This window comes from Geodermatophilus siccatus (assembly GCF_900103785.1).
Classification (GTDB): Bacteria; Actinomycetota; Actinomycetes; order Mycobacteriales; family Geodermatophilaceae; genus Geodermatophilus; species Geodermatophilus siccatus.
Genome location: NZ_FNHE01000004.1, coordinates 19,797 through 38,655, shown reverse-complemented (window position 1 = coordinate 38,655; position 18,859 = coordinate 19,797). Strand labels below are relative to the sequence as shown.

20 protein-coding genes, 1 pseudogene and 1 riboswitch are annotated in these 18,859 nt (G+C 74.0%); of the genes and pseudogenes, 9 read left to right on the top strand and 12 right to left on the bottom strand.

Annotation, left to right across the window (positions count from 1 at the left end; all coding sequences use genetic code 11):
- Window positions 1-11: 11 nt before the first annotated feature.
- Window positions 12-362: an STAS domain-containing protein gene (locus BLS21_RS08785; protein ID WP_091216621.1), complete on the bottom strand. Its 351-nt coding sequence runs from the start codon at window positions 360-362 to the stop codon at window positions 12-14.
- A gap of 73 nt (window positions 363-435) precedes the next feature.
- Here BLS21_RS08785 and BLS21_RS08780 point away from each other — a divergent pair, with 73 nt between their 5' ends.
- The 3 genes from BLS21_RS08780 to BLS21_RS08770 all read left to right on the top strand — a co-directional run bounded on the left by BLS21_RS08780 (window position 436) and on the right by BLS21_RS08770 (window position 3,619).
- Window positions 436-867: an ATP-binding protein gene (locus BLS21_RS08780; protein ID WP_217636057.1), complete on the top strand. Its 432-nt coding sequence runs from the start codon at window positions 436-438 to the stop codon at window positions 865-867.
- Between the two features lie 2 nt (window positions 868-869).
- A complete protein-coding gene (locus BLS21_RS08775) occupies window positions 870-2,378 on the top strand; it encodes a serine/threonine-protein kinase (RefSeq protein ID WP_091216616.1) in 1,509 nt (502 codons plus the stop codon).
- Between the two features lie 83 nt (window positions 2,379-2,461).
- Window positions 2,462-3,619, top strand: a complete 1,158-nt coding sequence (locus tag BLS21_RS08770) for an RtcB family protein (RefSeq protein WP_091216614.1) — start codon at window positions 2,462-2,464, stop codon at window positions 3,617-3,619.
- 30 nt (window positions 3,620-3,649) lie between these two features.
- Here the strand turns inward: BLS21_RS08770 and BLS21_RS08765 are convergent, their stop codons facing one another.
- Window positions 3,650-4,009 (bottom strand): cupin domain-containing protein, encoded by a 360-nt coding sequence (locus BLS21_RS08765; protein WP_245700205.1) that lies wholly within the window; start codon window positions 4,007-4,009, stop codon window positions 3,650-3,652.
- A 335-nt stretch (window positions 4,010-4,344) separates the two neighbouring features.
- Here BLS21_RS08765 and BLS21_RS26180 point away from each other — a divergent pair, with 335 nt between their 5' ends.
- Together BLS21_RS26180 and BLS21_RS08760 are read left to right on the top strand one after the other, a co-directional pair.
- Window positions 4,345-4,470, top strand: coding sequence for a hypothetical protein (locus BLS21_RS26180; RefSeq protein ID WP_281241923.1), 126 nt, complete (start codon window positions 4,345-4,347; stop codon window positions 4,468-4,470).
- A 311-nt stretch (window positions 4,471-4,781) separates the two neighbouring features.
- Window positions 4,782-5,147, top strand: coding sequence for an STAS domain-containing protein (locus BLS21_RS08760; RefSeq protein WP_091216611.1), 366 nt, complete (start codon window positions 4,782-4,784; stop codon window positions 5,145-5,147).
- A 98-nt stretch (window positions 5,148-5,245) separates the two neighbouring features.
- Here the strand turns inward: BLS21_RS08760 and BLS21_RS08755 are convergent, their stop codons facing one another.
- Window positions 5,246-6,214 carry a TIGR03557 family F420-dependent LLM class oxidoreductase gene (locus BLS21_RS08755; RefSeq protein ID WP_091216608.1) on the bottom strand — a complete coding sequence of 323 codons (969 nt, stop codon included), beginning with the start codon at window positions 6,212-6,214 and terminating at the stop codon, window positions 5,246-5,248.
- Between BLS21_RS08755 and BLS21_RS08750 the strand changes: the two are divergent.
- Window positions 6,213-7,211 (top strand): annotated as a pseudogene (locus BLS21_RS08750) (SMP-30/gluconolactonase/LRE family protein). The gene BLS21_RS08755 and the pseudogene BLS21_RS08750 overlap by 2 nt on opposite strands.
- Before the next feature lie 11 nt (window positions 7,212-7,222).
- On the opposite strand, the gene BLS21_RS08745 reads toward BLS21_RS08750, so the two are convergent.
- The 3 genes from BLS21_RS08745 to BLS21_RS25080 all read right to left on the bottom strand — a co-directional run bounded on the left by BLS21_RS08745 (window position 7,223) and on the right by BLS21_RS25080 (window position 8,698).
- Window positions 7,223-7,450, bottom strand: a complete 228-nt coding sequence (locus tag BLS21_RS08745; protein ID WP_091216606.1) for a hypothetical protein — start codon at window positions 7,448-7,450, stop codon at window positions 7,223-7,225.
- A gap of 50 nt (window positions 7,451-7,500) precedes the next feature.
- Window positions 7,501-8,457, bottom strand: coding sequence for a D-2-hydroxyacid dehydrogenase family protein (locus BLS21_RS08740; protein ID WP_217636055.1), 957 nt, complete (start codon window positions 8,455-8,457; stop codon window positions 7,501-7,503).
- A 70-nt stretch (window positions 8,458-8,527) separates the two neighbouring features.
- Window positions 8,528-8,698, bottom strand: coding sequence for a hypothetical protein (locus BLS21_RS25080; RefSeq protein WP_175479507.1), 171 nt, complete (start codon window positions 8,696-8,698; stop codon window positions 8,528-8,530).
- A gap of 351 nt (window positions 8,699-9,049) precedes the next feature.
- Window positions 9,050-9,176: riboswitch (cyclic di-AMP (ydaO/yuaA leader) on the top strand.
- Window positions 9,177-9,188: 12 nt separating this feature from the next.
- Between BLS21_RS25080 and BLS21_RS08730 the strand changes: the two genes are divergently transcribed.
- The gene (locus BLS21_RS08730; protein WP_091216601.1) at window positions 9,189-9,719 is read left to right on the top strand and encodes a C40 family peptidase; all 531 of its coding nucleotides are present in this window, start codon (window positions 9,189-9,191) and stop codon (window positions 9,717-9,719) included.
- Between the two features lie 111 nt (window positions 9,720-9,830).
- Here the strand turns inward: BLS21_RS08730 and BLS21_RS08725 are convergent, their stop codons facing one another.
- The 6 genes from BLS21_RS08725 to BLS21_RS08700 form a co-directional block, all read right to left on the bottom strand.
- A complete protein-coding gene (locus BLS21_RS08725) occupies window positions 9,831-10,994 on the bottom strand; it encodes an OmpA family protein (protein WP_091216598.1) in 1,164 nt (387 codons plus the stop codon).
- Between the two features lie 56 nt (window positions 10,995-11,050).
- Window positions 11,051-12,397, bottom strand: coding sequence for a hypothetical protein (locus tag BLS21_RS08720; protein ID WP_091216597.1), 1,347 nt, complete (start codon window positions 12,395-12,397; stop codon window positions 11,051-11,053).
- Complete coding sequence (locus BLS21_RS08715) at window positions 12,394-13,197, bottom strand: hypothetical protein (protein ID WP_091216595.1); 804 nt, start codon at window positions 13,195-13,197, stop codon at window positions 12,394-12,396. The genes BLS21_RS08720 and BLS21_RS08715 overlap by 4 nt, the downstream gene beginning before the upstream one ends.
- An 83-nt stretch (window positions 13,198-13,280) precedes the next feature.
- Window positions 13,281-13,649, bottom strand: a complete 369-nt coding sequence (locus BLS21_RS08710) for a hypothetical protein (RefSeq protein WP_091216592.1) — start codon at window positions 13,647-13,649, stop codon at window positions 13,281-13,283.
- Between the two features lie 212 nt (window positions 13,650-13,861).
- Entirely contained in the window at window positions 13,862-15,154 is a 1,293-nt protein-coding gene (locus tag BLS21_RS08705; RefSeq protein ID WP_091216590.1) for an exonuclease domain-containing protein, read from the bottom strand.
- A gap of 151 nt (window positions 15,155-15,305) precedes the next feature.
- A complete protein-coding gene (locus tag BLS21_RS08700) occupies window positions 15,306-16,526 on the bottom strand; it encodes a hypothetical protein (protein ID WP_139177069.1) in 1,221 nt (406 codons plus the stop codon).
- A 152-nt stretch (window positions 16,527-16,678) separates the two neighbouring features.
- Here BLS21_RS08700 and BLS21_RS08695 point away from each other — a divergent pair, with 152 nt between their 5' ends.
- Both BLS21_RS08695 and BLS21_RS08690 read left to right on the top strand, forming a co-directional pair.
- Window positions 16,679-17,314 (top strand): DUF2238 domain-containing protein, encoded by a 636-nt coding sequence (locus tag BLS21_RS08695; protein ID WP_091216585.1) that lies wholly within the window; start codon window positions 16,679-16,681, stop codon window positions 17,312-17,314.
- Window positions 17,315-17,347: 33 nt separating this feature from the next.
- Window positions 17,348-18,757, top strand: coding sequence for an ADP-ribosylglycohydrolase family protein (locus BLS21_RS08690; protein WP_091216582.1), 1,410 nt, complete (start codon window positions 17,348-17,350; stop codon window positions 18,755-18,757).
- Window positions 18,758-18,859 lie beyond the last annotated feature (102 nt).

Genomic DNA, 18,859 nt, shown 5'->3' with positions numbered 1-18,859 from the left:
GACCCTACGGACTACGGGCCGACCTCGTTCTCGGTCAGGCTGGGCGACTCGACGATCGGCACCACCGCCCGCAGCTCCAGCAGGTCGACCACCAGCCGCACCGGCCGGTTGGCGCGGGGGCAGACGACCTCGAGCGCGACGCCCTCGCCGGCGGCGCGGCGGGCGATGCGCACCAGCTCCCGGGCACCGGAGCTGTCGAGGAACGTCGTGTCGGTCAGGTCGACGACCAGGGACTGCGGCTGCTGGGACAGCTGTGACCCAGCGGCCTCCGCGAGGCGCGGGGCGGTCGCCAGGTCCAGCTCTCCGCGTACGCTCAGCGCCGGCCGCCCGAGGACCGTCGTCCGTTCGACGTCGAACTGCACGGATCGGTCCTCCCATCGACGACGTGGAACCTGAGCAGCCTAGATGCCTGCGGGCGGGAGGGGGGAACCCGGCGTGGACATCGCGTTCACGGTCCACCTCCCGGTGGACACCGACAGCGTCCCGTTCATCCGCGGGCTGTGCCGGCAGGCCCTGGAGCACCTGCGCATCGAGCGGACGGTGGTCGACGAGGTCGCGCTGGCGCTCACCGAGGCCTGCGCCAACGTCGTCCAGCACGCCGGGGAGCACGCCGAGTACGAGGTCGAGGTCGCCATCGACGACCGGCTGTGCCGGATCAGCGTGGTCGACAGCGGCGAGGGTTTCGACCCCGCCGCGCTCTCCGGGGGGGCCGGCCGCTCGCCGCTGGACGAGGGCCGCGGCCTGCTGCTCATGCAGGCGCTGGTCGACCGGCTGGACTTCCGGCACGAGTCCGACGGACGGCACCGGGTCACGCTGGAGAAGCGCCTGGCGCCGCACCCGCCGCTGCGCCTGGTCGACCCCGTCTGAGCATGGCGGCCACGGGAGACGTCCTCCAGGACCGCTACGAGCTCCGGTCGCTCATCGCGACCGGGGGCATGGGCGAGGTCTGGCGCGGGCAGGACCGGGTGCTCGGCCGCGAGGTCGCGGTCAAGGTGCTCAAGAGCCAGTTCACCGGCGACCCGGTCTTCCTGACCCGGTTCCGCACCGAGGCCCGCCTGTCGGCCGGGCTGAGCCACCCGAACATCGCCGTCCTGCACGACTACGGCGAGGGAGAGCCGGTCTCCCCCGGCGGTGACCGGCTGGTCTACCTGGTCATGGAGCTGGTGGACGGCGAGCCGCTGTCGGCGGTGCTGGCGCGTGAGGGCCGGCTGACCCCGGAGCGGACGCTGGACCTGCTGGGTCAGGTCGCCGCCGGGCTGGCCGCCGCGCACGCCGCCGGGGTCGTGCACCGCGACGTCAAGCCGGCCAACCTGCTGGTCCGCCCCGACGGCACCGTGAAGATGACCGACTTCGGCATCGCCTGGTCGGCCGCGAACGCCACCGTCACCCGCACCGGCCACGTCGTCGGGACCGCGCAGTACCTGGCGCCCGAGCTGGTGCAGGGGCAGAAGGCCACGCCCGCCGTCGACGTCTACTCGTGGGGCACGGTCGCCTACGAGTGTCTCGCCGGGCGCCGTCCCTTCGACGGGCCCGACCCGGTCGAGGTCGCGATGCGGCGGGTCTCGGAGACGCCCGCGCCCCTGCCGGCCGACGTCCCCGCGCCGGTCCGCGAGCTGGTCGAGCGCACCCTCGCCACCGATCCGGCCGCGCGGATCCCGGACGGCGCCGCGCTGGTCGCCGCGGTGGCCGCCACCACGAGCACCGCCGCCGCGGGCCGCGCGCCGGAGCCGGCCGACGAGCGGACGGCGACCCGCGTGCTGCCCCTCGTCCCCGCGCCGCAGTCGACCACCGCCCCGCTGCCGGGCAGCGCCCTCCCGGCCGCCGCCGTCCCCCCGGTGCTGCCCACGCTCGGCGACGAGGAGGACGACGACGAGGAGCTCGACGACCGCGGCCCCGTACGCCGGCTGGTGGTGCCGGTGCTGGTCGGGCTGGTGGCCACGGCGCTCGTCGTCACCGGGCTGGTGCTCGGGACCCGCGACGTCCCCACCGCGGCGCCGCGCGCGGCCACCCCCACCACGTCCGCGGTGCCGACGCCGGTCGCCCCGCGGCCCTCGGGCACCTACGTCCGGGTGGACCCGACCCGGTACGTCGGTCAGCCGGTGGCCCAGGTGCAGGCGTGGCTCACCGGCCTGGACCTGCCGGTCGCGCTGGTGGCGGTCGAGCGGGCCGACGTCCCCGCCGGGCAGGTCCTCGCGCTCGCGCCGACCGGCGAGCTCCTGGTCGGGACGACGGTGACCGTCACCCACGCGGTCGCCCCGCCGGCTCCCCCGCCGACGGCGGCGGCCCCCGCGCCGGCAGCGCAGACGCCCACCCCGGAGAAGGAGCGCGGCCGCGACCGCGACAAGGAACGCGGCCGGGGCAACGACAAGGACGACTGAGCTCCTCGACCGGGTAGTGCGGGGGGCGACGGCGGGGGCGGTCCTGCTCCACCGTCGCGCCACCGACCCGGAACGGAAGGGCCATGGAGAAGATCAACGACCGGCTGCTCAACTGGGCGTCGATCCTCGAGCCGACCACGCGCACGCAGGCCGAGCGCACCGCCTCGATGCCGTTCATCCACCCGCACGTGGCGCTGATGCCCGACGCGCACCTCGGGCTCGGGGCGACCGTCGGGTCGGTCATCCCCACCGACGGTGCGATCATCCCGGCGGCCGTGGGGGTGGACATCGGCTGCGGGATGATGGCCGTGCGCACCCAGTTCACCGGGGACGACGTCCGCGGCCGCAACCTGGCGACGCTGCACGAGCAGATCTCCCGGGCCATCCCGCTGTCGGCCGGCCGGTACAACAAGAAGCTGCGCGAGACGGCGGCGGCGCGGGTCGAGGAGCTGCGCGACCTCCCGGGCGCGGCGCAGGCCGACGGCGTCGCGCACAACTGGCCGCTGCAGCTGGGCTCCCTCGGCTCGGGCAACCACTTCATCGAGGTCTGCCTCGACGAGGACGACCGGGTGTGGCTGTTCCTGCACTCCGGCTCGCGCGGCGTGGGCAACCGGCTGGCGTCCAAGCACATCCGCGTGGCGCAGGACCGCTGTGCCGGCATGGACCTGCCCGACCGCGACCTCGCCTACCTCGAGGAGGGGACGGCGGAGTTCGACGCCTACGTCGAGGCGCTGCACTGGGCGCAGCGGTTCGCCGCGCTCAACCGCGAGGAGATGATGGACCGCCTCGCCGAGCAGGTCTCCCGGTTCCTCACCGAGGAGGTGCACCGGGCGCAGGTCGTGCAGTGCCACCACAACTACACCGAGCGGGAGACCCACTACGGCACCGAGGTGTGGCTCTCGCGCAAGGGTGCGATCTCCGCGCGGGCCGGCCAGTGGGGGCTGATCCCCGGCTCCATGGGCGCGGCGTCCTACGTCGTCGTCGGCAAGGGCGACGTCGAGTCGCTGACCTCGGCGCCGCACGGCGCCGGGCGCAACCACTCGCGGGGTGCCGCGCGGCGGATGTTCACCCGCGCCGACCTCGACCGGCGGATGAAGGGCATCGCCTGGGGCCGCTCGGACGCGTTCCTCGACGAGCACCCCGATGCTTACAAGCCGATCGACGTCGTCATGGCCGACGCCGCCGACCTGGTGGAGGTCCGGCACACCCTGCGCCAGGTGGTCAACGTCAAGGGCGACTGAGGAGGACCCCGCTGCCCGACACGGAGCTGCTCATGCGGGCGGGGCGTCCCGGCCGGCCTGGTCCGCCGGCGGGGAGGTCGCCTCCACCGCGGTGAACTCCTCGAGGATCTCGTAGGTGTGGCTCACCCCGGCCGGCACCACCCAGGAGTCGCCCGGCCCGAGGTCCAGCGTCTGGTCCCCCGCGCGCAGCCGGGCCCGTCCGGTGACGACGTATCCCACCGTCTCGTACTCCCGGGCCGCCTCGGGCTTGCCCTCGGTCGGCTCTTCTGCCGCCCACAACCGCATCGCGACCCGGGAGCCCGCGGCCAGGTACCGCTGCCCCATGTCCCCGGCGTGCACGTCCGCCGCCCCGACCTTGCTGACGCGGCCGCTCGTCGTCTCCTCGCTCACGGGGAACGGACTACCCGGACCCGTGGCGCGCACGCGTCGCTCGTCCGCAGGAACGGCATCGGCCGGGGCCCTCACGGTCGCGGAGCGGGGTGCGTGATCGGAGTCGCGGAACGCGGACCCCTGCGTGCACGTTCTCCCTGGTGCTGGCGCCCGCACGCGCCGGTGACCGCGCCCCGCGACGACGCCGGGCGCAGCTGACCTGCGACCGCGCCGTTCCGCGTGCGTGCGCACGTGTGCGCACCGACGCGCCGCCGCCCACTGCCGGGCCGGCCGGTCAGCCACCCCGCGAACCGCCTCCGGTCGACGCACGTCCGGAGGACGACAGGAGGACACCCATGCCATCCCGCAGCACCACGCGGACCGCTCGCACGATCAGGTCCTGGATCCGCCGGTTCGACCAGCACACCCTCGTGGTCTTCAACCCGGGCGCGCCCTACCTGCCCCGCAACGACCGGGCCTGACCCGCGCCACACCGGCCGGTGTCCGCACCCGCGGACACCGGCCGCTCGGCGTCCCGGGGCAGGAGGGCCCGGCGGCGTCTCCGTGCGACGGACCGCGGAGGGTGGGGGCACAGCCCGACCGCTCCGGACCGGCCGGCACCCGATGCGGCGTGTCGGCACAGACCGGTGGCGGGCCACTTCATCGCGCACCAGACAAGACGGGCCGGTCCTGTTAGCGTCGGATCGGGTCGAAGAGCTGGCCCGGACGCCCACGTCCGTGGGGACGCCGTCCGGTGCTCGGCTGCCGGCACGGTGCCCCAGGGGGGAACACCATGCGCGCACGTGCCATCCCGCAGCGGTCGTTCGAGCGTCCGCTGCTCCTGTCCATCGACCTGCAGACCGGCCGCGTGACCGCCGCCGGCGAGCTCGACCGCCTCGTCGCCCACCGGCTCGGCGACGCGCTGCACGCGCTCAGCGTGACCGGCCACCGCACCTGGATCGTCGACGCCGCGGGCATCACGTTCTGCGACGCCGCGGGCCTGCGGGCGCTCGCCGCGGGCGCCGCCCTGGCCGAGGACCGCGGCTGCACGCTGCGGCTGGTCGACCCGTCGCCGTTCACCGTCCGGCTGCTGCGACTGACCGGCATGGCCGGGCTCCTGGACCTCCGGGCCGACCGCTCACCGCTCGACGCCGCCTGAGCGGCAGCGGCCGACGTCCCGTGCGGGGGGACGTCGGCCCGGCCCCGTCCCGAGCCCCGTCCCGAGCGTGCGAGGGATGAGGAGGACGGGGTCCTCCCTCAGGACGACGGGGTCAGCGCGCGCACCCGCTGGACGAGCTCGCGCTCGCAGACCTCCAGGAAGCCGTCGGGGTCGGGGCCGGTGTTCTGCAGCACCACGTGGTCGAAGCCCGCGTCGACGTAGGGCTGCGCCTGCTGGACGTGCGCGTCGAGGTCGGGGCCGACGGAGAACTGCTGCCGGATGTCCTCGGGCTTCACCGTGGCGCTGGCCGCGTCGAAGTTCACCGGGTTGGGCAGCTCGCTCATCACCTTCCAGCCGGTGAGCGCCCAGCGGCTGGTCTCCAGGGCGGCCTGGACGGCGGAGTCCTCGTCGGCCGCCCACGCCATCGGCACCTCGGCGTACCGCGGCCCTCTCCCCCCGGCGCCGGTGTAGGCCTCGACCAGGTCGCTGCGCGGCTCGGTGGCGAACAGCCCGTCGCCGAGATCGGCGGCGATGGCCGAGGCGTGGTGCCCACCGGAGGCCACCGCGATCACCGGCAGCTGGTCGGGCAGGTCGAACAGACGGGCGTCCTCCAGCTGCAGGTACCGGCCGTCGTAGGACTGGTAGCCGCCCTGCCACAGCAGCCGGATGATCTCCAGCGCCTCGCGGAGCATCTCGTGCCGCTTCCGCACCGCCGGCCAGCCGGCGCCCACGACGTGCTCGTTGAGCCGCTCGCCGGAGCCGATGCCGAGGGTGAAGCGGTTGCCGGAGAGGATCTGCACCGTCGCCGCGGCCTGCGCGATCACGGCCGGGTGGTAGCGGATCATCGGGCACGTCACGCCGGTGGCCAGGCCGATCCGCTCGGTCCTGGCCGCCATCGCCCCGAGCACCGACCAGGTGAACGAGCTGTGGCCCTGGACGTCGAGCCACGGGTGGAAGTGGTCGCTCATCTCGACGAAGTCGAAGCCCGCCTGTTCGGCGCGGACCGTCTGGCGGACCAGGTCCTCCGGTCCGAAGGCCTCGGTCGCGAGCTTGTAGCCGACCTGCATGGTCCTCGTCCTCACTGTCGGGTGCGGGTCGGCGAGCCCCTGCCCGGCCGGTCAGCCGCGGAAACGGCGCGCCGGACCGTCACCTACTGTCCGGGTCATGGCGGAACAGCAGCTCAGGACGGTCCTGGAGGGTGGCGGGTTCTTCGAGGGCCCGCGCTGGCACGAGGGCGCCTGGTGGGTGTCGGACTTCTACCGGCACACGGTCAGCCGGGTGACGTCGGACGGCGCGGAGACCGTGGTCGTCGAGGTGGAGGGCCAGCCCTCGGGGCTGGGCTGGCTGCCCGACGGGTCGCTGGTGGTCGTGTCGATGAAGGACCACCGCGTGCTGCGGTACGCCGACGGGACCCTGTCGACCCACGCCGACCTGACCGAGCACTGCGGCGGGCACCTCAACGACCTGGTGGTCACCGACGCGGGGTAGGTGTTCGTCGGCGACTTCGGCTTCGACCTGATGGGCGGCGGCGACGCGCGGACCGCGTCACTGAAGCGCATCGACCCCGACGGCACGGTGTCGGTCGCCGCGGAGGGGTTGCAGTTCCCCAACGGCATGGTGGTCCCCCCGGACGGCGGCACGCTCGTCGTCGGGGAGACCCTCGGCAACCGGTACACCGCCTTCGACCTCGGCGCCGACGGCGCGCTGACCAACCGGCGCGTGTGGGCGTCGCTCGGGCCGGAGGTGACCGGCCGGACCACCGAGGAGGTGCTCGGCCAGCTCACGGTGGCGCCGGACGGCTGCGCGCTGGACGCCGAGGGACACGTGTGGGCGGCGGACGCGGTCGGCGGCCGGGTGGTGCGGGTCGAACAGGGCGGCGCGATCGTCGACGAGGTCGCCGCGCCGGAGGGGCTCGGCGTCTTCGCCTGCATGCTCGGCGGGGTGGGCGGCCGCACGCTGCTGATGTGCTGCGCGCCGGACTTCTACGAGCACAACCGCGCGCCGGTGCGCGAGGCGGTGCTGGTGGCGACCGAGGTCGCCGTCCCGCACGCCGGGCGGCCGTAGCCCGCGCCGGGTCAGTTGCCGCCCTGCCGGCCCCCGAGCGGGTGGTCGGTGTCGGGGACGCCGCTGCCGGTCTCACCCGGGCTCGTCGACATCTCGCCGTCCCGCGCCGCCCGCGGCTCCTCCTGCTGGGACGGCGGCCCGACCAGGTCCTCCTCGGGCCGCTCGCCGGGCAGGACGTCGTCGTCGGGTCGCTCGTTGGCGCCGCCGTAGGGACGGCCGGTCATGTTGCCCTCGGTCATCGCAGGCCTCCTCGTGCCGGGCCCGGTTGCGTACCCGGGCCCGGCACGGGTCACGCGGGCGTGAGGACGCGGACCGGTTCCCCGCGGAGGAAGGCGGCGACGTCCTCGACGGCGTCGCCGTAGAAGACCCGGTAGGTGTCGCGGGTGACGTAGCCCAGGTGCGGGGTGAGCACGGTGCGCGGCGCGGTGCGCAGGGCGGCGTCGGCGGGCAGCGGCTCGCGGTCGTGGACGTCGAGGCCGGCGCCGGCGAGGCGGCCCTCGGACAGCGCCTCGAGCAGCGCGGCCTCGTCGACGATCGGGCCGCGGGAGGTGTTGACCAGGATCGCGCTGCGCTTCATCCGGGCGAGCTCGTCGCGGCCGACCAGACCGCGGGTGCGCTCGGAGAGCACCAGGTGCACGGTGACGACGTCGGCGGCGCCGAACAGCTCGTCGCGGTCGACGCGGCGCACACCGGCCTCGGCGGCGCGCTCGTCGGTCAGGTTCTGGCTCCAGGCGACGACGTCCATGCCGAACGCCTGGCCGATGCCGGCGACGCGGGTGCCGAGCCGGCCGAGGCCGACGACGCCGAGCCGCGCGCCCGCGAGGTCGGTCCCGACGGTGCGCTGCCAGCCGCCGGCCCGCACCCCGGCGTCCTCCTCGGGGACGTGCCGGGCCACGGCCAGGATGAGCGCCCAGGTCAGCTCGACCGGGCCGGTGGGGTGGGCGCCGGTGCCGCACACGGTCACGCCGCGCTCGGCGGCCGCCGCGACGTCGATGGCGGCGTTGCGGGCGCCGGTGGTCACCAGCAGCCGCAGCCGCGGCAGCCGCTCGAGGAGGCTGCGCGGGAACGGGGTGCGCTCGCGCATGGCGACGACGACGTCGAACCCGGCCAACCGGTCGGCGACGGCGTCCTCGTCGTCGAGGTGGTCGGCGAAGGCGACGACCTCGGCCTCCTCGGGCAGACGTGACCAGTCGGCGAACTCCCCGGACACGGACTGGAAGTCGTCGAGGACGGCGATGCGCAGCACGGTCCCCGAGCATGACGGCGACCCCCCGCCCGGTGCGGGCGGGGGGTCGCCGTGCGGTCAGCGCCGGGGCTCAGCGCACCGGACCGCGGCCGTAGCCCCGGCCGCCACCCTGCTTCTTGTTCTGCTCGCCCATCTTGGCGATGAACTCCTTGATCTTGGCCTGGTTCTGCGGCTTGCGGGCCTCCTGGATGACCTTCGCCGCGATCCCCGAGGCCAGGACCTTCCTCAACATGCCGGCCATGGTGTTCCTCCTTGGGTCGGTTACCTCTGGTCGTGCCCGGGGAACAGCTCCCCCAACCACGTCGCCGCGGCAGCTCTGCGCGCCCGACCCAGCACGCTCCGCTCGGGCTCTCCGTCGAGAAGGAAACTTTTCGATAACGCTCTGACCAGCGGGTTCATCGCACGGATCCACGGGCGGGCAGCGACGTCCGCGCAGCTCAGCTCGGCGAGTCGCAGTCCGCGCCGACCGCCGTCCGGGACCCCGGTCCTCGCTTTGAACAGGGCCGAAGGGCCCACCTAGCCTCGGTCGCCGTCCGGAGGGCCCGCGTCGCTGACCTTGCGACACCCGACGGACGCCGCCGAACCGCGCACCGGTCGATGACCGCTGCGCAGGCCGGGGACCCACCGCAGCACTGGGGTGAAGCGCGACCTCGTCGCGCCGGGCGACTCCCCCGTCCGAACCCGTCAGCTAACCCGGTAGGCGGTCGTGGAGAACAGGAGAACCGTCGTCGATGACGACTGCCCGCACGTCCTTCGCTCGCCGCTCGTTCCGGGGTGTCGCCGTCGCCGCCATCGCCGGCGCCGGGATCGCCCTCGCCCCCGCCCCGGCCTCGGCCGCCGTGGGTGGCCCGACCGGTACGGCCCTCGCCGCCGCCCCGACCGTCGCCGCAGCCCCGGCCGCCGCGGCCAGCGGCGCCGCGCAGACCGCCGTCAACACCGCGCTCGCCCAGGTGGGTGACCGGTACGTGTACGGCGCCACCGGCCCGAACTCCTTCGACTGCTCGGGGCTGACCAGCTTCTCCTACAAGGCGGCCGGCATCTCCCTCCCGCGCACGTCCAAGGCGCAGTCGACGTTCGGCACCCCGGTGTCGAAGGCCAACCTGCAGCCGGGTGACCTGGTGTTCTTCTACAGCCCGGTCTCGCACGTGGCGATGTACATCGGCAACGGCCAGATCGTGCACGCGCTGAACTCCAGCAAGCCGGTCCAGGTCATGAAGCTCGACTCGATGCCGAGCTACTCGGGCGCCCGCCGGGTCGCCTGACCCCGTCGCCCGACGAGATCGCCGATCCCGCACGGCCACGAGGCTGTGGCTGTGCGGGATCGGCGATCCCGACGGGCGGTCAGCGGCAGGCGGGAACGCCGGGGGGACCGTTCACTCGCAGAGGACCCAGGTGTCCCCGTTCTCCAGCGTGATGATCACCTTGCGGTTCTGCGCGGCGGGACCAGGCAACAGGTTGCCGGCCGCGTCGTGGTCCGGGACGTAACCGGGGAACTCGCTGCCGAGGCCGACAGCCCGCAGCGCGGACGCCGGGACGCCGAGGTCCACGAGTTCGCTCAGCACCGCCCGCGCCCGCTGCTCGCTCAGGGCACGTTGGCCCCCGAGTTCACGGACGCGCGCCGTCGTCCCGGTCAGCGTGGCGGTCGCTCCAGCCTGGACGAGTTGCTCCGCGATCGGCTGCAGGACTGCGCGCGCTGCCGCCGGGTCGACGAACTCCGCCGAGTCCGGCTGGAAGGCGACATCAGCGCCGGCCAACTCGATGGTGGGTCCGGCGCACGCGGGACCGTTCGGAACGGGGACGATGCTCACCTCGGGGAGGTCGACGGCGGTGTCCTCGGCCAGCGGTCTCTCCTCGAGCGCCATCACCCCACCGGCGGCTTCCACCACCGCCCGCCAGATCGCCACGAGATTCGCGCGTTGGGCGATGCTCAGCGCCTCCTGCGGCGGGGCGGTGTCCCCCAGACCCTGGAAGACGACCTCCATGCCCTCGAGGTCGGGCAGCTCGCCAACTCGAGCGAGGCTGCCGGCGAGCTCCTCCGGGTCGGCCTCGAGCAACCCGGGCTGCGTGAAGTCCAGCGGCGCCACCGTCGACAGGCCGGAATCGATGACCGCGATCTCATGCGGCAGCGTCTCGACCGACCGGATGGTGCGCGCGGCGAGGTCCAGACCGCCGAGCAGGTCGGCCTCCTCGTCGTCGGCTCGAGCCCCGGCGATGCCGTCGAGGACCGCTTGGCGGTTGTCGTTCTTGGTCGCCTCGCGGGCCTGACTGGTCGCTCCCTGAACGAGCAACGGCCTCGTCCCGAGGACCGACGGCTCGCCGTCCGCGACGACGATGGCCGCCAGCGACTGGTTTTCGACCGCCCGGTCGAGGACCTCCACTGCCAGTCCAGCCGGCCGAGGCGCCGGCATGTTGCCCCGGGCGCCCACCACGAAGGCCGCGGCACCGGTGGGGTCCGCCGCCGGGTCCTCCCCACCGCAGCCGGCGAGGCCGACGACGAGGCCGAGCGAGGCGGTCGCGGCCAGCAGGCGGCCGGACACGGGGAGGGTGCGCAAGGACGTGCCTCTCGAACGGATGGGTGGGGACGGCGGTCGAATCACGGGGTGCCGTCGGACGAGCCGTGTCCGTTGGCCGACCGGGGTGCGAGGAAGGGGAACGCGTCGCGTGGGATGCGGATCAGCGGTCCCGCGTGGTGCGACGTCGATCCCGACGGACCGGTGTGCGGCTCCTGCTCGTCGTCCCCGGTCCGCGGTTCCGGGACCGAGGGCGGCGGTGGCTCCTCCGGGCCGCCCGCCCGCCGTCCGGTGGTGAGGCCGTTGGTCGCCTCGGGCATGCCGAGGTGGCGGGCGACCTCCACGCGGACGAGTTCCTTGAGCTCGATGACCTCGGCGTCCGTGGCAGCCAAGGCGTCGTCGACCCACTGGCCCGCACGGTCGATCTCGTCTCGGGCCCGGGCCAGTTGCTGCCGCACGTCGCTGAGCGCCTCGGTTCGCCGCGCGGCCTCCTCGTGCTGCTCGAGCAACTTCTGGCGCAGCGCCGTGTAGGTGCTCATCCGCGGCTGGTGCTCCGAGAAGCCGGTGTAGAAGGCCAGCACTCCCGAGGCGAAGTAGAGGCCGGCGAGGAGGAGCGCCGAGAGCAACGCGTGCTGGGAGTCGGCGGCGGGGTCAGGAACCCCGAAGGCCGACGTCGCCCCGGCCGAAGCGGACTCGGCATCGAGCCGGAAGGCGAACGCGACTCCGCCCAAGGTCAGCCACCCGGTGACCAACAGGGCGAGTGCCGGCCGCCCGAGTCCGCCACGCGCCTCGCGGAGGTCCTTGAGGGTCCGGCCGACAGCGTGCATGAGTCCGACCGACGTGACGGCGAAGGCGGTCGTGAGGGCCGTGATGACCAGCTCACCCGCATCCCGGAACTGCGTCGCCAGGACGACGTAGAAGGTCGCCACGTCGCCGGCCGTCGCACACAGGAGCATCACGTACAGGACGGCCCGCGCGTACGAGGTGCGCACCAGCCCCTCGAGCGGATCGAGGGTTGGCCGCGGCCGTCTGCGCCGCTCACGGCGCTCGCCCGGCTCGGTTTCGGCGGGGTCGACGATCCGCTTCTCGAGGACGGCGATCATGCGCTCGGTGTGCTGCAGCTCGGCGGTCGTCGCCTCCGCGCGCTGCTCGGCAACCACCTCGGCACCTTCGAGCCGGATGACGTCGCGCTGCGCGGCGGCGACGCGCTCGGTGCGCTCGGCGAGGATCTGGGTGCGCCGCGTGCCCCGCAGCCCCTCCAGCCAGCCGTCGAGGACGTCGCCGTTGCCCGCGTCGAGCGAGCCGGCCTGGGCCAGCGCGGTGACCTGCGCGACGACGTCGTCCCGGAGGACGCGACCCGGCGGTCGCAACAGGACGGCCTCGGAGGAGGTCGCGGCCGGCTCCGGGCCGCGGGACCGGGTCAGGCTCATGCGGGGTCTCCAGAGGGTGCGGGGGCGGGCAGCGGGGTCTCGGACGCGCACCAGGAGGGCAGGTCGCACAGCTCGGTGTCCCAGGAGCGGACGAGTTCCTCGCGCTGCGGATGGCGGCGCAGCAGGGCGCGGCGGTAGACGGCGGCCTTGCGGTGGGTCAGCTCGCGAGCGCGGATGACGTGGGAGCGGGCGAGGTCGGTGCGGACTCGGACGCGGGCGGCCAGGTGGGCCTGCTCGGCGAGGACGTCGTCCAACCGGCGCTGGATCTCGGCCTGCACGGCGCGGGCGGCGGCCACCGAGCGTTGGTGGGTGACGGCGCGGCGCTCGCGGGTCGCGGAGTCCGGCAGGTTCTCCTCGCCCGGGTAACGGCGGGCGAGCCAGGAGGGCGCAGGCGGCTGGGCCAGGCGCTCGACGTCCTCGCTCTGGCGCGCGAGCGTGGCGCGCAGGGTGAGCAGCTCGGCGTCGATCTGGCCGAGCCGGACGTTGTCGGGGTCGGTGTCGAGCAGGCAGCGGGTGCGCTCGCGCTCGCAGACCTCGCCGTACTCGGCGACGAGCTCGGCGAGGACCGGGGTCGAGGCGACGCTCACGCCGACGGGGAGGTCGGCCCGGCGGTCGGCGCGGGCGTACCAGCGCAGCCGCAGGCGGATGCCCCACGGGATGCGGAGGGTCCGGTATCGGCGCTCGACGCGCTGGGTGACGCTCAGGGCCACGCTCCACTCCCCCAGGTCGTGCTGCTGCGGGGACGAGCCGTGGTGCGTCGTCCCCACCGCCCGGGGGGACGTCGACCGGTGCACGGTCACGTCCCGTCACGGGAGGCGATCGGACGTTAACGGCGGTCGCCGACGCCTCGAGGGGCGTGCCGGGGCGGCCTCACCCCATGGGGTCAGCCGCAGGGGTGCGGCGGCTGGTCGGCCGGCTGCAGCGAGAACACCGACGCGGCGTCCTGCGGCCAGGTCCGCAGGAAGAGCAGGCCGTACCGCTCGTTGAGCAGCGCGTCGGGGCCGGTGGTGTCGGCGAGGTCCACCAGCCGGCCGGTGTCGTGGTTGCGGTAGCGCCGGAGTTCCGACCCGCAGGCGACGGTGAGCACGTCGCCGACGGCGCCCATGACGACGACCGGCGTCCACGCGTCGTCCGGGCTGTTGTCGCAGAGCAGCACGCGGGTGGGGTGGACGCCGTGACCGGCGGCATGGCTGCTGCAGTGGGCCGTGCGGCTGCTGTCCGCGGTGGTCGGCCCGAGCTCGCGATCGGTCACGGCGTGCTCCTGTCCTGCGGTGCCTGCGGCGGCTCTGCGCCGGCCGGGGACAGTGCAGCACCGAGAGGTCACCGTTCGCGCGCCGCAGACGCCGTCGTCCCCCGGTCGCCTGGGTGGCGCCGGAACCCGGTGACGCAGCGTCAGGACGGCGCGTCCTCGGCTGTCGCCCCGCCTGCCCGCCTCTGCCGATCAGGACCCAGCGCCGTCACGGGTCATGCCGCGACGGCGAGCGCCTCCCAGAAGACCGCCTCGCTGACGACTCGGACACCGAGCGAACGAGCCTTCATCGCCTTCCCCGACTGCGAGTGGGGGTCGGCGCAGACGAGGACGTCGGTCTTGCTCGAGACAGAGCTCGTGGGGAACAGTCCTGCCGCCCTGGCCGCACCCTCCAGTTCCGCACGCGTGCGGCTCATGGCACCGGTGAAGACGATCCTGTCGCCCGGCGCGAAGGCGACCAGGGACCGGGGAAGCGTCACCTGAGCGCCCGACCGTACGAGCGTGAGCGCGAGGTCGACATCCCGGTCGTCCAGGCCGAGGAGGCCCGCGACGCGCTGGAGGTCCGCGTGCTCGTCATCGGTCACCACGCCGTCCGCCATCGCGACCGTAGCCAAGGCGTCGAGGTAGAGCCGGTGCGCGGTCATGACGTGCTCGGGACTGCACCCGAGTTCTCCGGCCAGCGCGAAGAGCTCATCAGCCTCCGTGACGCTGACCAGCCGGTCCTCGAGGACCTGGTCGAGCACGGTGAGATAGGGCGCCATGCTCGGCGGCGCGTCGTCGAGTGCGGGCAGCGCAGCGACGAGCTGGGCCAGGTAGCCGTCCCTCCGCCGGGCGACGGCATCGGACTCCTCCCGCGGCAGCGTCCGGCACGGTGGGCAGGGGTCCACGGCGGCGGAGGCGCGCGCCGCGGCGACCAGGTCGATCCAGCCGTCGTCGAGCGGCTCGAAGCCCCGGTAGGTGCCGTCGGGAGCGAACCGCACACGGACGCCGGCCCCGGACAGCGGCGCCTCACCGAGGTCCGAACTCAGCATCCGCACCATCAGTTCGGCCGTCGCCCGCGCGTCCCCCAGGGCGGCGTGCGGGTGGTCGAACGGGATGTCGAGGTAGCCACAGAGCGCCTGCAGGGACCGGGTGCCGGGACCGAAGAACAGCGGAGCGAGACGCATCGTGCACAGCGACGGTGAGAGGTCGACCGGCAGCTGGACACGTCCGAACTCACGCGCGAGGAACCGCAGGTCGAAGAGGGCGTTGTGGGCGACGACGACGCGCCCGGACAGCAGTGAGCGCAGGTGCGGCGCGACGTCCGCGAACGTCGGCGCCTCGACCACGTCGGAGGCCCGGATGCCGTGCAGACCGGTGGGACCGACGTCCCGGCCCGGGTTCAGGAGTGTGGCGAACTCGCCCTCGACCTCGCCGCGCTCGTCGAGGAGGACCACGCCCACCTCCACGACGCGATCCACCCGAGGAGACAGGCCCGTGGTCTCCAGGTCGACGACGGCGACCGTCACCGGAACCCGCCCGCGCGCTCGACACGCACTGCGACAACCGTCATGTCAGACCCCCGATCGAGAACTGCCGAGGACCCTGGCACGAACCGCGGCGGATCCCGCGCATCGCGAGACGACGGAGTCCGATCTCGTCACTCGACGCACAGCAGCCTCAGGAGTGAGTGCCGGAGGCGACCGGGGATCCCTCCACGGGCTCATGGGCAGCAGTTCGCGCGAAGTGCTCGGGCACCTCGATCAGTTCGACGTCGAAGGCCTCGCAGACCCGCTGGAGTCGCCTTCGCCAGCCGTCGGCCGCGGAGCGGAACTCCGGCACGACGACAGCCGCCCGGCAGGCGGTGTGGTCGAGACCGAACCGCTCGAACCACGGCGCGAGGTGCGTGGCCGAGCGGATGAAGTGCCGATACAGCACTGCTTGGTCGACGGCGTGCCTGTAGTAGTTGCCCACGCCCTGTGAGCCCTCGACCTTGAGCTCCAGCGCCCAGGGGGTCGAGTTCTCACGCATGAGGACGTCGAGGTACCGACCACCACTCGCGGCCGTCCTCCCCCATCGGGTCGGGAACTGACTGCCCCAGTTGACCCGCCCATCCGCCGGCGTCCGCAGCAGGTCCAGCCGACCGGTCGACGTGGTGATCGGCACCAGTCCGCGCAGTACTCGGGACTCGAGCGCGTGCTCGTTGTGCTTGAGGCTCCCGCTCACCACCTGTACCCAGGCCTCCGCGAAGCAGTTGATGGCCCTGACGGCGGCCGCAACCGACCGATCGTCGTCGATCGTCAGACGTCCGGTGGGCACGACCTCAGTCCAGGCCGAGCGTTCGGGGCCTCGTCGCGCTCCTTCGTGGTCGGCGCCGACCTGGGCCCAGCCCTTGTACGGGCCGACCTGGGCGACCTCCAGCCCCTCGAGCCGCAGGGACCACCAGTTCTTCGTCCCGAGCACCGGATACGCGCGGAACTGCTCGCGAGGCAGGGCTCCGAGGAGCCGCTGGACCAACGGCGGCGGGGAGTCCTCGACGCTCATCAGCAGGTCGAGCCAGTCGGTGTACCGGTACTTCTGGTGGTCGCCCATGTCATCGAGGCCGGCGGCACTGATCGGCAGCACCCCTCCCTGGCTCGTCAGCCGGCGCAGGTCGACCCGGAAGGGAGCGTGGAGGTGCGCGGCGAGTGTGCGGAGGGCGCCCTCGGCCTCGGTGTCCCACTCGTCCTGGGCGAGGAGGAGTGTCACCTCCTCTGAGGCCACCGGCGTGCCGTCGAGGACATCGGCGTCGTGGAGGTGCAGGTCGACGAGGTCGAGCAACGCGCCGATCTGCGTCTTCGTGTCCGTGCCGACGGCGACGGCCCGCTGGCCCTCGTGGACACAGCGCACCACGGTGTTCACGACGGAGTGACGCCTGTCCGAGCTGGCATCGATGGCTGAGACGCCTGGCATCCTGTGGAGCAGCGAGATCAGTGCCTCACGGGTGAGCATGTTGCCTGTATCGGCAGACCATCGGCGTGCACCGCCGAGGCACCGGCGGGTAGTCCGGCGACGTGGACGGACGCACGCTGCTGCTGGGTGACTGGAATCCGTGGATCAGGGACGGCATCGACGTCCTCAGGCTGGCCGTCTTCGCCGGGGCCGCGGTCTACGCGGTCGACGGGCGGTGGGGGTCGGCGGCGCTCCTGGCCGCGCTGGGGAGCATCACGCTCGTCGCGCGACTGGTGAACCTGCCCCGGCTCTACGACCTGTCGCTGACCCTCGGCATGGCGCTGCAGGGGTTCGGCGAGACGCTCGGCCTCTACGACGAGTTCGTCCGCTTCGACGACCTGGTGCACTTCACACTCCCGATGCTCACGGCCCCGGTCGTCTACATCGGCCTCGCCCGGCTGGACGTCGTCCCGGACCCCCGCGACGAGACGCACCTGCGGCACTACGTCGGCATCGGCGTGGTGACCGCGGCCCTGGGCATCGCCGTCGGGGCGCTGTGGGAGCTGTTCGAGTGGCGGTCGGACGCGTGGTTCGGGACCCAGCTCTCCGAGGACAACGACGACACCAACGGCGACCTCTTCCGCGACACGCTCGGATCGCTCGTCGGCGCCGCGTTGCTGGTGGTGTGGGCCCGCTTCGGGTGGGGGTCGGTGCGGCGCATCCCCGGGGTGAACACGCACGAGGAGGTCAGCGCCTGACAGGTCGGCGCCCGGCGTGTGCACGATGCACGGGTGACCCCGCGCATGCACCGCTCGCACCGCGCCGCCGGCGCGCTGGTCGGCTCGGCCGTCGGTGACGCGCTCGGCGCGCCGTTCGAGTTCGGCCCGCCCGGTCGGTTCTCCGCCCGCTTCCCCACCCCCGCCCGCGGCGCGCACACCGAGATGTGCGGCGGCGGGGCGCTCGACCGGGAGCCCGGCGAGTTCACCGACGACACGCAGATGGCGCTGCTCGTCGCGACGTCCCTGGTCGAGCGCGGCGGGCTGGACGAGGCCGACCTGTTCGCCCGGTTCCTGCGCTGGGCCGATGCCGACCCGCCGGACATCGGCAGCCAGACCCGCGCCGTCCTCCGCTCCGGCCTGCCGTGGGACACCGCCGCGGCCGAGCACTTCCGGCGCACCGGGCGGGCCGCCGGCAACGGGTCGCTGATGCGCACCACGCCCGCCGCCGTCCGGTTCGCCCGCGAGGGCCGCGAGGTCACCACGGACGCCGCGCGGCGCATCTCGGCGCTGACCCACGGGGACCCCGCGGCCGGTGAGGGCTGCGCGGTCCTCCACGAGCTGGTGCGGGTGGCGCTCGACGGCGGCGACCCGCTGGCCGCCGTCCCCTCGGCGCTCGAGGCGGTGGCCGGCGAGCACCGCGAGCGGTACGCGGCGGTGCTCGCGCCGGACTGGGCGCCGGAGCCCGGCACGCCCGACGGCGCGGTGTGGCCGACGCTCGGCAAGGCGGTGTGGGCGCTGCGGCACGGGACGTCGTTCGCCGAGGTGCTGCGGCTGGTGATCGACCTGGGCGGTGACACCGACACCGTCGCCGCGGTCGCCGGCGGGCTGGCCGGGGCGGTGTACGGGATGGGCGGCATCCCGATGCGCTGGGCGTCCGTCGTGCACGGGCGCGTCCCGGGGCACGGCGAGCGGGTGTGGCGGCTGGCCGACCTCCAGCAGCTGGCGGCCGCGCTCGACGGCGGCGCGCAGCAGAGCTACGACCCCGGGGTGATCCCGCGGATCGGTCCGCAGGAGGTGCTGCCGGGCATCTGGGCGGGCAACCTCGACGGCGCCCGGTACAGCGAGCAGGACTTCGCCGTCATCTCGCTGTGCCGGCTCGGCGAGCCGTTCAGCCACGCGCTGCACCGGATGGCCTACATCGCCGACAGCGACCACAACGCCGACCTCGACGTCATGCTGGCCGACGTCCTCGACGACATGGCCGCGCTGCGCGCCGAGGGCCACCGGCTGCTCGTGCACTGCCACGGCGGCGCCTCGCGGACCGGGCTGGTGCTGCGTGCGTGGCTGGTCCGCGAGGAGGGGATGTCGCCCCAGGCGGCGACGGCGTACGTCGCCGAGCGGTGGCCGCACCTGGGGCTGTGGAACGACAGCTTCACCGCGGCGCTGAGCCGGCTCGCCACCCGCTCGCGCAGCAGCGGGTGACCGCACGGATGGGTGCATCGGGGTGCTGGGGACGTCGCCGTCCAGGATGCTGCCGGACGACCCACGGCTCATCGGGGGTCGCGGCGATCGTCGCCGCCGTCC